General features: G+C 38.7%; 16 protein-coding genes. 12 read left to right on the forward strand and 4 right to left on the reverse strand.

Annotated features, from left to right (window positions below):
* Positions 1–39: 39 nt before the first annotated feature.
* Positions 40–267, reverse strand: a complete 228-nt coding sequence (locus ACW0TQ_RS21730; protein ID WP_042530880.1) for a hypothetical protein — start codon at positions 265–267, stop codon at positions 40–42.
* A 637-nt stretch (positions 268–904) separates the two neighbouring features.
* Here ACW0TQ_RS21730 and ACW0TQ_RS21735 point away from each other — a divergent pair.
* The 4 genes from ACW0TQ_RS21735 (at position 905) to ACW0TQ_RS21750 (ending at position 3,806) form a co-directional block, all read left to right on the forward strand.
* A complete protein-coding gene (locus ACW0TQ_RS21735) occupies positions 905–1,225 on the forward strand; it encodes an antibiotic biosynthesis monooxygenase (RefSeq protein WP_212928874.1) in 321 nt (106 codons plus the stop codon).
* Between the two features lie 254 nt (positions 1,226–1,479).
* The gene (locus ACW0TQ_RS21740) at positions 1,480–1,875 is read left to right on the forward strand and encodes a hypothetical protein (protein WP_256705492.1); all 396 of its coding nucleotides are present in this window, start codon (positions 1,480–1,482) and stop codon (positions 1,873–1,875) included.
* A gap of 149 nt (positions 1,876–2,024) precedes the next feature.
* Complete coding sequence (locus tag ACW0TQ_RS21745) at positions 2,025–3,119, forward strand: sensor histidine kinase (protein ID WP_256705493.1); 1,095 nt, start codon at positions 2,025–2,027, stop codon at positions 3,117–3,119.
* The gene (locus tag ACW0TQ_RS21750; protein WP_256705494.1) at positions 3,120–3,806 is read left to right on the forward strand and encodes a response regulator transcription factor; all 687 of its coding nucleotides are present in this window, start codon (positions 3,120–3,122) and stop codon (positions 3,804–3,806) included.
* A gap of 144 nt (positions 3,807–3,950) precedes the next feature.
* On the opposite strand, the gene ACW0TQ_RS21755 is transcribed toward ACW0TQ_RS21750, so the two are convergent.
* Positions 3,951–4,625, reverse strand: a complete 675-nt coding sequence (locus ACW0TQ_RS21755; protein WP_256705495.1) for a PadR family transcriptional regulator — start codon at positions 4,623–4,625, stop codon at positions 3,951–3,953.
* A 284-nt stretch (positions 4,626–4,909) separates the two neighbouring features.
* Between ACW0TQ_RS21755 and ACW0TQ_RS21760 the strand changes: the two genes are divergently transcribed.
* The 4 genes from ACW0TQ_RS21760 to ACW0TQ_RS21775 all read left to right on the forward strand — a co-directional run bounded on the left by ACW0TQ_RS21760 (position 4,910) and on the right by ACW0TQ_RS21775 (position 8,171).
* The gene (locus ACW0TQ_RS21760; protein ID WP_256705496.1) at positions 4,910–5,518 is read left to right on the forward strand and encodes a pyroglutamyl-peptidase I; all 609 of its coding nucleotides are present in this window, start codon (positions 4,910–4,912) and stop codon (positions 5,516–5,518) included.
* Positions 5,519–5,537: 19 nt separating this feature from the next.
* Positions 5,538–6,044 (forward strand): NUDIX domain-containing protein, encoded by a 507-nt coding sequence (locus tag ACW0TQ_RS21765; protein ID WP_256705497.1) that lies wholly within the window; start codon positions 5,538–5,540, stop codon positions 6,042–6,044.
* 75 nt (positions 6,045–6,119) lie between these two features.
* Complete coding sequence (locus ACW0TQ_RS21770; RefSeq protein WP_256705498.1) at positions 6,120–6,683, forward strand: cysteine hydrolase family protein; 564 nt, start codon at positions 6,120–6,122, stop codon at positions 6,681–6,683.
* Between the two features lie 330 nt (positions 6,684–7,013).
* Positions 7,014–8,171 (forward strand): pyridoxal-phosphate-dependent aminotransferase family protein, encoded by a 1,158-nt coding sequence (locus ACW0TQ_RS21775; RefSeq protein WP_332094529.1) that lies wholly within the window; start codon positions 7,014–7,016, stop codon positions 8,169–8,171.
* Between the two features lie 201 nt (positions 8,172–8,372).
* Here the strand turns inward: ACW0TQ_RS21775 and ACW0TQ_RS21780 are convergent, their stop codons facing one another.
* Complete coding sequence (locus ACW0TQ_RS21780; protein ID WP_193064208.1) at positions 8,373–8,798, reverse strand: hypothetical protein; 426 nt, start codon at positions 8,796–8,798, stop codon at positions 8,373–8,375.
* A 53-nt stretch (positions 8,799–8,851) separates the two neighbouring features.
* On the reverse strand, positions 8,852–9,400 hold the full coding sequence (locus ACW0TQ_RS21785) for a TetR/AcrR family transcriptional regulator (RefSeq protein ID WP_193064209.1): 549 nt from the start codon (positions 9,398–9,400) through the stop codon (positions 8,852–8,854).
* A 180-nt stretch (positions 9,401–9,580) separates the two neighbouring features.
* Here ACW0TQ_RS21785 and ACW0TQ_RS21790 point away from each other — a divergent pair, with 180 nt between their 5' ends.
* The 4 genes from ACW0TQ_RS21790 (at position 9,581) to paiA (ending at position 12,108) form a co-directional block, all read left to right on the forward strand.
* A complete protein-coding gene (locus tag ACW0TQ_RS21790) occupies positions 9,581–10,507 on the forward strand; it encodes a DsbA family protein (RefSeq protein WP_332094528.1) in 927 nt (308 codons plus the stop codon).
* A gap of 15 nt (positions 10,508–10,522) precedes the next feature.
* A complete protein-coding gene (locus ACW0TQ_RS21795) occupies positions 10,523–10,828 on the forward strand; it encodes a monooxygenase (RefSeq protein ID WP_332094527.1) in 306 nt (101 codons plus the stop codon).
* A 275-nt stretch (positions 10,829–11,103) separates the two neighbouring features.
* Complete coding sequence (locus tag ACW0TQ_RS21800) at positions 11,104–11,556, forward strand: MarR family winged helix-turn-helix transcriptional regulator (protein WP_332094526.1); 453 nt, start codon at positions 11,104–11,106, stop codon at positions 11,554–11,556.
* A gap of 24 nt (positions 11,557–11,580) precedes the next feature.
* Entirely contained in the window at positions 11,581–12,108 is a 528-nt protein-coding gene (gene paiA, locus ACW0TQ_RS21805) for a spermidine/spermine N(1)-acetyltransferase (protein WP_193064212.1), read from the forward strand.
* Positions 12,109–12,115: the final 7 nt, after the last annotated feature.

Consider the following 12,115-nt stretch of genomic DNA (forward strand, 5'->3'; position numbering starts at 1 on the left):
TTTGTGAAACATTGAGCATGATATTCCAAAAAAATAAAACTACATTGTTGACGGGTGACGGGGGACTTTGACAAAAGCTATATCTTTAATGAGACATGTATTCGGTTTGATAACTACGGTATAATGCTTCGTCCAAATATAATTTGGTATATCATGACCTTCTTCCAGACACATCGCTTCAAAAGTGTCGCCGATATGCTGTTCAAAGATTTCTTGTGAGTACGATTCAGCATCCGTGTTAAACTCTTTCCATTCATTTAGAATCATTTTTATCACCCCTTTGTTTTTTCTGATTTAAGCATAGCATTTTTCGGCGTATTTGTGATAAAAAAACCTGTTACATATTTGTGAAATGTTTCACAAAATAACTTTAACCTTGTCAGGTTGCGTGATGAGAGGTGTTTTATGTTAGGTTTCCGTTTTAAAGGAGGGGGTTTTATATCATCTCGCAGCTGTTACTTCCATAAATCGCCATACTTTGTTCTATTGTGGTGTGGGAAATGACATATTTCTTTTTATTTTCAATATGGCAGAATGATGCGGTATATCCATTGCATTTGGAGTCTTACAATCCATTAAACTGATACATGTGACTTTTTTCGACATTATTTCCCCGGAAATATCCTTTGATGTGATTTTTTTAGACGCAGTTTGCATAGAAAATCCCTGCACAATAATTTGGCTCGAATAATTTCGCGATTTGTATTGAATATAAGCTTTTGATCAGGGAATGGGAGTTTAGCTATTGTTCATGATTTTGTTGAAAGTCAGCAAAGTGCGCTTCATGCAAGAGATCCACATGGCATCCCGCTCCTTCAGCATGCGGAAATGGGTGGAAAACAAGCAGGGACGGTATTAGAATAGATATAAGGATGATTATCCAAATCAAAGGAGGCTGTGAACGATGATTAAAGTTGTAAATACATTACGCGTCAAAAAAGGAAAAGTAAATGAGGTCGCAGCGTTATTCAGCAAGGCTAAATCGGTGCATACTTTTAATGGATTTGTATTCATGGAGGTACTGATAAAAGAGAACGCAGAGGAATATGATGAACTGCAGGTCTGCACAACATGGGAAGATCACGCTTCTTTTGAAGTTTGGAGAGAAAGCAGAGAAACAAGAAAAGCCCATGAATCACAGGATAAACAAGAAAAAGAAGACAACCCGATTCTTGGTTCGGAAATATCTACATTTGAAATATTTGTCCAGCATCACCCGGCATAATTTCATTAGCATTGCTTCATAATACATGAAAATCCCGTTTTCCAATAAAGGAAAGCGGGATTTTTGCGTTTATCGATTTTCATTTCTTTCATTAACTAGACGCTTCCCTGCAGTTTAAGAAAAATTTAATAAATGCTTTAGAAATTGATAATAGATGGGATGTACTATCTATCCTATCGGATGATGTAAGGAACAACTAAACGGGGAGCATGAAAGCAAGCCGAAAAATATATTTGGAAAGGAAATGACTGTAAATGACAACTAACCAAGCAAAGCAACAAACTAGAACACTTATTTTAGGGTTAGGTGTGTTAGCACTTATTAGACCATTGATGAAAATAACCGGATTAATCCATATCTTTGGCAGTGAAGCGGTAGGAAGTATTGTGATGACAATCCTAATCTCCATAGCCTGGATTCTTATTGTCATAAAGAAAAGGGTATCTAATCCAATTCCAGTGCTTGTTTTAGCAGGAATCAGCTACGCAGCTTTTGCAATTATCCTCAGCGGTATCCTGTCGCCTGTTCTTGACGGCGGATTACAGGGGCCATTGACAAATCCAATTGCATTCGTCAGTGTTTTTATTACCAATATTGTTTGGGGATTTGTACTGGGTGTCATTGCTGCAGCAATACCATATAAAAAATGATAGTTGCTTGGAAAACACGTTTTTCCGAACGAAGGAAAAGCGTCCTTTTATAGATTCTAGACATTTCGTCAAGGATAAAAGAAGGGACAGCTGTTTCTGCTTTTTACAGCATGGCTGTCTGGATTTTATTATAATGGAAGGGAAAGAAGGTGTTTCCATTGTCTATCAGAAAGCGGCTGATTTTATCTAATATAGCGATGATTCTTATCCCGGGTGCTTTATTGTTGATAGCAGAAATTGTTCTCGGGTACCTCCTATTTGTTGTTTTTAATGGCAATCCGCAAGGGGATGATTTAAAGGTTTTTGTTCAATTTCGATTTATTGCGATTGCTCTTATTTTAATCCTGACTAATGGTTTATTGACTTATTTTATGTCCAGGAGTATTATCAACCCTATTTCTAAATTATCGACTGCAGCTAAGAAAATCAGTGAAGGCGATTTGGAATACAGCGTTCAGTCGGATAAAAAAGATGAGTTAGGCGAGCTTGCGAATACATTTGAGACCATGCGCCTTAAATTGAAAGAAGCGGATAGAGAGCAAAAGCGGTATGAAGCGAACCGGCAGGAGCTGATTGCCAGTATCTCTCATGATTTAAAAACGCCGCTGACCTCCATCAAAGGCTATGTGAAAGGGATTCAAGACGGGGTAGCGAACACGCCGGAGAAGCTGGACAGGTATATGGATACGATTTATAGAACAGCCAATGATATGGACGGACTGATTGATGAATTATTTCTATACTCCAAACTTGATTTAAAAAAGGAAGCCTTTCAATTTGAAAAAGTAGATTTATATGCCTTTTATGCGGATTTTATGGAGGAACTGGCCTTTAATTTGGAAAAGGAGCATGGAAAAGCGATTTTAGCAGCTGATCCTAAGAAAGACTATATAGTGGAAGCAGACCGGGAAAAATTACGAAGAGTTGTGATGAATATTATTCAAAATAGCTTAAAATATATCGATAAAAAGCAGAAGGAAATTCAAGTGAATTTGACGTCTGATACAGGTAGAATCTTTGTAGAAATGAGAGATAATGGTAGCGGGATAAGGGAGGAGGATATTCCTTATATTTTCGAAAGTTTTTACCGGACAGATGCTTCGAGGAACTCTGCAACCGGCGGAAGCGGTCTGGGATTATCGATTGCTGCGAAAATCATTCAAGCGCATGGGGGAGAGATTTGGGCAGAGAGCCGGCGTGGGCAAGGAACGAGTATCTATTTCACATTGAAAAGGATGAAGTAAATGCAACGTGTATTGATTATTGAAGATGAGAAGGATATTGCAGAATTAGAAAGAGACTACTTAGAAATAAATGGAATTGAAAGTGATATTGCTGCAACTGGAGAAGAGGGGTTGAAACTTGCAGCAGCGAATTCTTACAGCCTTATTTTATTAGATCTCATGCTGCCGGGTATCGATGGTTTTGATTTATGTAAAAAGCTGCGGGCGACATTGGATGTGCCTATATTGATGGTGACGGCCAGGAAAGAAGATATTGATAAAATCCGCGGCTTTGGCAGAGGAGCGGATGATTATATTGTAAAGCCGTTTAATCCGAATGAACTGATCGCAAGAGTGAAAGCACATATGGCAAGATACGACCGCTTAACCAAACGTGATAAGAAATTAAATGAAATTCATATTAGGAACTTGATGATGGATCCTGATTCACGACGGGTTTTTTTGGATAATGAAGAGAAAATATTTACTGCAAAAGAGTATGACTTATTGTATTTTCTAGCATCTCATCCGAATATCGTTTTCACGAAAGAGCATTTATTTGAACAAATTTGGGGATATGATGCTGTCGGAGATAATACGACCGTGACGGTTCATATCCGGAAAATCCGGGAGAAGATAGAGGAGAATCCGTCCTTGTCGCAGTTTATTGAAACGATTTGGGGCGTGGGGTATCGGTTTCGGAAATGATGTATGTATATTCTAGCAATGGCAGCTAATATCTTTGTATCTATACAGGTATTCAGCTTGGCTGTTGCAGCAGATAGATTAAATAAATGATAAAGTAAAACTTCATTCCATGTTTTTTTTGCACCCATGGAATGAAGTTTTAGATTATTCATCATCCGTTGTTTTCTCATCGCCGGCAATTTCTAAAAGCTCTTCCCGTGTTTTTTCAAGCAGCTCCTGCAGCTGTTTTTTCTTTTCGGGATTGTCCATAACCTGGCGACCTGTCTTAAAGAAATCATGGAATAGCTGTTGCATCTCAGATCGTAAGTGCTGCATTTCCTCAATATCTACATTTTCAAATTGATTCATCCGTGAAACAAACGGATCCTCCTTCTGATGTTGGTCTAAATAGGCATTGCCTTCCTCGGTAATGTGATATACCTTTTTCCTGCCCTCTTTAACGGCTTCTACAAAATCCTGATCTTCCAGCATTTGCAGGGTTGGATAAACCGAACCGGGGCTGGGTGAATAAAAACCCTTAAATTTTTCTTCCAGCACCTTGATAATGTCATAGCCATGTCTTGGCTGTTTTTGTAATATCTTCAACAAAACAATTTTAATATCTCCGCGTTTGAAAAAACGTTCGCCGCCACGGTCTCCGCCTCTAGCGTCATGTCCTGCAAAGAAATGAGGGCCGCCTCGTCTTTCAAAATGTTCATTCCCCATTCCAAATTTATTCCGTTTTAAGAAATCCTTATGAAATGTGTTGTCTCCAGCAAAAGGATGATGATTAAAATGAGCCTGCTTTTGGAAAAAGGGTTGTTCTTCTCGTTGAAACATAATATATTCCTCCTGTTATTATTTTTTACTTTAAAGTTAACGATATATCGTAATGTAATAATAAGCGATATATCGTTAACTGTCAAGATAAAGCATTTTATGGTTTCAACAGGTGGATGAATCGCAGTTGAAATCATGGTTTACTGCATTGTTGGAAGAGGCAGCGTCTGTATATCGGGACGGTTATGATGAGGTGGGTTTAGTGATTACATTCAATTAGAAATCACATATCGTATGCTATACTGAAATCAAATATATATTTTTAAACAAGGCAGGTGCAGTAGATGACAAAAAAGCTGTTGTTAACTGGGTTTGAACCCTTTCTCGATTTTTCTGTGAATCCAACGAAGAAAATTGCAGGAGAATTAAACGGGGCAGTGATGGGTGATTACACGGTTATCTCCCATGTGCTATCTGTAGATTTTCGTAAGGCTGGGAAGCAGCTCCTCCAATTAATAGAGAAGACGAAACCTGATGCTATTATTTTGCTTGGGCTTGCCGGCGGCAGGTTCAAGGTTAATCCAGAACGCATTGCCATTAATGTGAATGACGGACCCAGGGATAATCAAGGTTACAAGCCGGAAAATGAAGTGATACAAGAGGATGGAGCAGACGGACTTTTCTCTACATTGCCGATAAGCAGGATGGTTGAACAATTACAAGCTCAAGGTCTTCCTGCTGAAATCTCGAACACAGCGGGAACCTATCTTTGTAATCATGTAATGTATCAAGCTTTGCATTATGCGAAGACAAATAACCGCCATCTACCTGCTGGTTTTATTCATCTTCCTGCCTCCCATGAGCTTGCAATCGAGCATGGAAAAATCCCCAGCTGGAGTCATGATGATTTAAAAAGGGCGGTTATTATTTGTATAGAAGCTTTATCAAATTAAAAGGGCGGGAGGAAATATAATGAAGCTTCGGCAAATGGAGGTCGCTTTTCTTTTTAATGATAAGCAGGAAGTTTTGTTTATTCAGAAAAAATCAAATAGCCCCTTTCTCCCCGGGAGGAAAGTTCCGATTGGCGGACATATGGAAACGGGGGAAATAAATACACCATATCATGCATGTATAAGAGAGATTAAAGAAGAAACAGGATTAACAGAGAAGCAGTTAAACAATCTGAGACTTCGCTATGTTGTACACAGAATGAGAAATAACAGTGAAATTAGAATCCAATATGTCTATTTTGGAAGCGTATCAGTCCATTCTAATCTACTTGAAAGTGATGAAGGAGAGTTATCTTGGGTGAATGCGCAGGATATTGCTCATCAGGCAGTCACTGCCACTACGAAAGAAATGATGAAACACTATATGGAAATTGGCAAATCAACAAATAAAGTATATGTAGGCACGATGAAATCGTTGAATGGAGAACCGGATATTGCTTGGGGTGTACTGGAGGATTGGGAAAAGTAACTGATGGAGAGATAAAATAGCATTCATTAATTATCATTACCAGCTTCATAACATTTAAGAAATGAGGAATAATTCATGAAAAAAGCATTGATAAATATTGATTATACGGTAGATTTTGTGGCAGATGACGGCGCATTAACATGCGGGAAACCCGGTCAGGATTTGGAAAATAGGATGGTTGCTATAACGGAGCGATTTATCAAGGAAGGCGATTATACCGTCTTTGCAGTAGATGTGCATGATAAAGACGATGCTTATCATCCAGAACAGAAGCTGTTTCCGCCCCATAATATCCGTGGGACAAGCGGAAGGGACCTATATGGACAGCTGCAGGAAACATATGAAGCAAATCGGGATAAAGAAAACGTATATTATCTGGATAAAACAAGATATTCTGCCTTTGCCGGCACAGATTTAGAAATAAAATTACGGGAAAGAAATATTGAAGAAGTACATCTGGTTGGTGTATGTACCGATATTTGTGTGCTGCATACCGCAGTAGATGCTTATAATAAGGGTTTTCGCATTATTGTGTATAAAGATGCGGTTGCTTCCTTTAACCAGGCAGGGCATGATTGGGCGCTGGGACATTTTGAAGGCTCGCTGGGAGCTGTAGTGAAGAAAACAGAGGTTAAATAAAAAGTCCATATTAAAACACAGAGAGTATTTTTGTTGTCAATGTCTCTCTGCGTTTTAATATGGACAATTATCTACATACATCATTTTCTTGGAGTAAATAATTATTTTAGATAATGATTCTTTTCTATACCAAAATGCCTGTAAACCTTCCGCTGCTTCTCAAAATGGAAAAGATATGAAAGTTAAACTGGAAAGTTTTTATTATTAAATGGAAAGCGTAAACTATACTTTATAAAGGAACAATGATACTATTTCTAATATAGATTCAGATAATTGATAATTTACTTAAATATGCGAAATTAGAATGAAAGAGTAGAGAGGAGAAAAGTTATGTATTCCAATATTCTTAGACATCCCGGGCCTACACCAATACCTAAAAAAGTGGAAATGGCAATGGGACAAAATATGATCAGCCATCGTTCCGAGGAGTTTACCAGGCTATATCGGGAAACAACGGAACGTGTGAAAACCTTATTCGGAACGAAACAGGATATTATGCTGCTTCCTTCAGGCGGTACGGCAGCTTTAGAAGCGGCTGTGGCCAATACTGCTTCCGCTGGTGATGAAGTAGTTGTTGTCACGATAGGAGCTTTTGGGGATTATTTTGTTTCAATTTGCGAGAAGCATGGTCTGCATGTTCATAAGCTTGAAAAAAACTGGGGCGAAGCGTGTACGAAAGAAGAGCTCGCAAACTTTTTAAAACCCTTATCCGGAATCAAGGCGGTTATTGTTACTTATAATGAAACGTCTACAGGGATTTTAAACCCGGTCAAGCAATTAGCAGAAGCAGTACACGAGCACTCAGATGCGCTATTTATTGTGGATGGGGTAAGCTGTATTGGAGGCGCTCCGGCAGAAATGGACCAATGGGGAATCGACATTTTAGTGACAGGCTCGCAAAAAGCAATCATGCTTCCGCCGGGACTTGCTTTTGTGGCTGTAAGTGAAAGGGCATGGAAGGTTATAGAAGCTAATGATACGACGGTATATTATTTAAACCTGTTAAGTTACCGAGAATGGGCAGAAAAATCAATGACCCCAAATACACCTGCGATTTCATTGATTATGGGATTATCTGCTGTTTGCGATTTAATAGAGGAAGAGGGCGGATTTTCAAAAACCGTAGAACGTCATGAACTCATGAAAAATATGGTTCGGGAAGCCATGAGAGCTCTCTCTATTGACTTGTTAACAAGTGATGAGCATGCATCCCCAACATTAACAACGATCTGCGCTCCAAAAGGAGTGGAACTTTCCGACTTTTTAGTACATTTAAAGAAAAAGTATCATCTTGATTTTGCAGGCGGTCTTGGCCATCTTCAGGGTAAAGTTTTTCGATTTGGACATATGGGGTATTGCTTCCCAAGCGATATATTACAAGCAGTGTCCTTGATTGAAGCGGGCTTGCAGGACTTCTCGTATTCATTCGAGAGCGGCGCCGGGGTGAAGGCGGCGCAAGATGTTTTCTTGTCTTCTTTAAAAAAATAACTTATTGTTTGCAAATGACAGCGTGAATTTTATATAAACCAAGTATGTTTTATTAAAAAGATAACAACAAAGGATAGTGTTATATGTATCTCTTGTTTGCAGACGCTTTATAAAAGAAGAACCTTTATAAATTGGTTCTTCTTTTATATCTACTCTCTTCACTTCATATGGGCAGGTTCAATGACGGTTAACAGGTGTTATTTATGCTCTAGATTCATCGTCCTTCGAGACTTGTTGCGTTTCATTTAAAATGGCATATAATCCTAAGCATCCCCCAGATAAAGTAAGCAATAAAGGGATAATGCTTCCAAGAAACAGAGAAAAAATCATGGCAATGACAGCTACGGATATATGCGGTTTGACTGACATGATAATCCCGAGGAAAAAGACAATAATAGCTGCACACATAATAATGAATGTATATATCATATACCCTGTATGGAAGATACCGCTTACGAGATCAAGGAATCCGAAAGTCAATTCAATGATTGGGAAGAATGGAAAAATCGTATCTATACCGGAAAACGCATAACTGTCTAAACTGGAATAGATAAAAAAGAACTGGATAGCGGATATGAGGCCGCCTAATGAAATAAGTAAACCAGAAATCATTTTTTGTTTATGCATTTTAGTTCATTCCTTCCTAATTCTCTTCATTTTACCTCATTTCACCTGTGTCCTCATTCCAGTTTATGCAGAATAAAAGGAAGCAGCGGTTGAATGAATGCTTCAGGAGACAAGGTACTTTTTTTCCATTCCACAGAAGCTCCGTAAATGGTCCAGCTTAGGATGGCTGCCATTTTACGAAGGATGTCTTCTTTTTTAGCGGGATTCTCTTTTTGCAGCAGCGGATAGATGATAACTGCCAAATGTTCTCTAATAATACGCGCAATTGTTTCCTCATACCCTTGGTGACAGCGAGATGATAAAGTGGTTTGAAAGTTTGCCACCGCAATAAATAACTGGGTAGCAGCATGGTCCCCCCATGTCATTTGATGGATTGCTTTCGTGTCTACATTAAAAAGCAGGACTTCAGATAACACTTTTTCTAATAAATCATATTTATCTTCATAGTGATAGTAGAAAGTAGCGCGATTGACCATCGCTGCTTCAGTAATATCGGTGATGCGGATATCATTGAACTCTTTCTTCTCGGAAAGGGCAATAAATGCATCCATAATGAGTCTTCGCGTCCGTAATATTCTTAAATCTGTTTTTTCTTCAGCCACTTGTATCCCCTCCTGTTTTTCAACAGTTTTCAAAATATGTTGTATATACGATAAATCGAGAAGTTTATTGGTTTTTATGTTATTGCTTGTATCCTATAATAGAATAAGAATCATCTAAACAAAAGAAATTAGTATGGAATAGCTGCTATTTAAAGTAATTTAGAATAAGGAGATTGAAGAATGAGTCAAAAAAATATGGTATGTGATGTGGAAACAGGTCTGTGTGGAGAAGCTGACGGGGAAGAAATGGAGGCAGTTCAATTCAACCAGCCCAAGAAAGAGATTGATATCTATTATGTGACAGATCCGATTTGTTCTCATTGCTGGGCGCTCGAGCCGGTATTACGGCGTTTTCAGCTGCAATTTGGATCGTATTTTAAGTTTCATACTGTGATGGGCGGACTTTTGGAAAAATGGAGTGATACGCCAGTTGACCCGGCTAATGGCATATCAGGGCCAGCTGACGTCGTAGCGCATTGGAAAGAGGTTGGGCAGCATTCAAGAATGCCGATTGATGGGTCATTAATGGCGGATGACTATATTACCTCATCTTATCCGCCGTCCCGCGTTTTTAAAGTAATTCAAAAAGAATACAATGACAATCTGGCGTATACGTTTTTGAGACATGCAAGAGAAGCATTATTTGCTTTTAACCAGAACATCTCCGATTCTAAAATACTTGTTGAACTGATAGAAGGGTTGGGTCTGGATGGAGAAAAAATTGTTCAGCAGGCTAATTCCGCTCTGGGACATCAATTGCTGGAGGAAGACTTCAACCTGAAAGACAATCTTGGTGTCAGAGGATTCCCGACGATTATTATGGTGAATCAGGAAGGACAAGGAATTAAAATAGTCGGTGCCCGTGCATTTGATGACTATGTCAGAGGTCTGCAGCAGGTGCTTCCAGAAGACAGACTGCAGCCGAAACAGACTCCTGCATTTGCAAAGTTATTAAAACAGGAGAACCTTTTATTCTCTAAAGAAGTGGAAGTACTATATGACCTGGAGCACAGCCAAGTCCGCAGCTTTGCTGAGAAAGAACTGGAAGCGGAAGATTATCAGGTTCATAATCTTCTTGGAGAAAATTATTATACCCTTAAAAAATAAGAGAGGTGCGTAAGAATGTCATATATTTTACAAATCGATTTTACGATGGAAGGACCTTTTGGTGAAGAGATGGCAACTGCATTCCATGATTTAGCAATGAGCATTCGCGAAGAGGAAGGCTTCCAATGGAAAATATGGACAGAAAATCCGGATGCAAAAGAAGCTGGCGGCGTTTATGTTTTTGAAACAAAAGAAGCTGCTGAGAAATATTTAGATATGCATACAAAACGATTGGCACAATTTGGGCTGGAGAATGTACGGGCAAAAGTGTTCGGAATCAATGAGACACTGACTAAAGTAACAGATGGTCCAGTGAAATAGAAATTTAAAAAACAGGTAATGACTGTGAGAAGCTGACAGTCATCACCTGTTTTTTAAACAAAACCCTCCCCCTTTAGAAATACTTGCCAATTCTATTATCGATTTTCTGAAAGAAAAAGTCTGTAGCTTTAACTGTAGGAGTGGGCAGGGAAGGGAATATGGAGTAATAAGTATCCGGACTCAACGAACAGCTTAAATCTCGCTGTTTTTTTGTTGTATATACAACAAAAATAAATTAAAATTTGTGTATAACAGAAATCGCCGGGGGTGAAAGCATGGCTGAAATCCTGCGTGAAATTGGAATGATTGCGAGAGCGCTCGATTCTATCAGCAACATTGAGTTTAAAGAATATAATCTTACCAAAGGTCAATATTTATATCTGGTCCGTATTTGTGAAAATCCGGGTATTATTCAAGAAAAGCTCGCTGAAATGATTAAAGTGGACCGGACAACAGCAGCCCGCGCCATCAAAAAATTGGAGACAAATGGTTTTATTCACAAGAAGCCGGATGCGAATAACAGAAAGATAAAAAAACTGTTCTCTACAGAAAAGGGAGAAAGTATTTATCCAATAATCAAAAAAGAAAATGATTACTCTAATCAAGTTGCCTTAGAAGGGCTGACAGAGGAAGAAGCAGCAAACCTTGTTTATTTACTCGAAAAGGTTCGAAAAAACATGGAAGTAGACTGGGAATTTGTGAAGAAGGGGAATAAGCGTGCGTATTAAATGGGACGAAGGGAAGATAGAAAGATGACTATCAAAATAAAAGTTTGCAGTCAGGATGATTTGCAGGCGCTCCAAGAAATCAGTATCGAAACATTTACGGAAACCTTTCAAGAACAGAATACACCGGAGAATATGCAAGCGTATTTAGAAAATGCATATACATTGGAGAAGCTTCAAAAGGAAATGTCACAGAGTAATTCAACATTCTTTTTCATCTTTTATAATGACCAGCTTGCTGGATATATGAAAGTGAATACCGATGATGCGCAATCAGAAGAGGTTGGAGAGGGTACCCTGGAGATAGAACGGATTTATATTCGAAGCGGGTTCCAGCGAAAGGGATTAGGCAACTATTTGATGGATAAAGCAATTGAAATAGCGAAGGACAAAAAGAAGAAAAAAGTATGGCTGGGAGTTTGGGAATATAATAAACAGGCGCTTCTTTTTTATGAAAAGAATGGTTTTGTACAGACGGGGTCACATTCCTTTTTTATGGGAAGCGATGAACAGACGGATTATATCATGACGAAAACACTGAAAGTATACGCTTAAAGGAGGC

The sequence above is a fragment of the Oceanobacillus sp. M60 genome, assembly GCF_053839645.1.

Coding starts and splice junctions, on each gene's coding strand:
- ACW0TQ_RS21730 (WP_042530880.1), bottom strand. CDS start 267: ATGATTCTAAATGAATGGAAAGAGTTTAACACGGATGCTGAATCGTAC.
- ACW0TQ_RS21735 (WP_212928874.1), top strand. CDS start 905: ATGATTAAAGTTGTAAATACATTACGCGTCAAAAAAGGAAAAGTAAAT.
- ACW0TQ_RS21740 (WP_256705492.1), top strand. CDS start 1,480: ATGACAACTAACCAAGCAAAGCAACAAACTAGAACACTTATTTTAGGG.
- ACW0TQ_RS21750 (WP_256705494.1), top strand. CDS start 3,120: ATGCAACGTGTATTGATTATTGAAGATGAGAAGGATATTGCAGAATTA.
- ACW0TQ_RS21755 (WP_256705495.1), bottom strand. CDS start 4,625: ATGTTTCAACGAGAAGAACAACCCTTTTTCCAAAAGCAGGCTCATTTT.
- ACW0TQ_RS21760 (WP_256705496.1), top strand. CDS start 4,910: ATGACAAAAAAGCTGTTGTTAACTGGGTTTGAACCCTTTCTCGATTTT.
- ACW0TQ_RS21765 (WP_256705497.1), top strand. CDS start 5,538: ATGAAGCTTCGGCAAATGGAGGTCGCTTTTCTTTTTAATGATAAGCAG.
- ACW0TQ_RS21770 (WP_256705498.1), top strand. CDS start 6,120: ATGAAAAAAGCATTGATAAATATTGATTATACGGTAGATTTTGTGGCA.
- ACW0TQ_RS21775 (WP_332094529.1), top strand. CDS start 7,014: ATGTATTCCAATATTCTTAGACATCCCGGGCCTACACCAATACCTAAA.
- ACW0TQ_RS21780 (WP_193064208.1), bottom strand. CDS start 8,798: ATGCATAAACAAAAAATGATTTCTGGTTTACTTATTTCATTAGGCGGC.
- ACW0TQ_RS21790 (WP_332094528.1), top strand. CDS start 9,581: ATGAGTCAAAAAAATATGGTATGTGATGTGGAAACAGGTCTGTGTGGA.
- ACW0TQ_RS21795 (WP_332094527.1), top strand. CDS start 10,523: ATGTCATATATTTTACAAATCGATTTTACGATGGAAGGACCTTTTGGT.
- ACW0TQ_RS21800 (WP_332094526.1), top strand. CDS start 11,104: ATGGCTGAAATCCTGCGTGAAATTGGAATGATTGCGAGAGCGCTCGAT.
- paiA (WP_193064212.1), top strand. CDS start 11,581: ATGACTATCAAAATAAAAGTTTGCAGTCAGGATGATTTGCAGGCGCTC.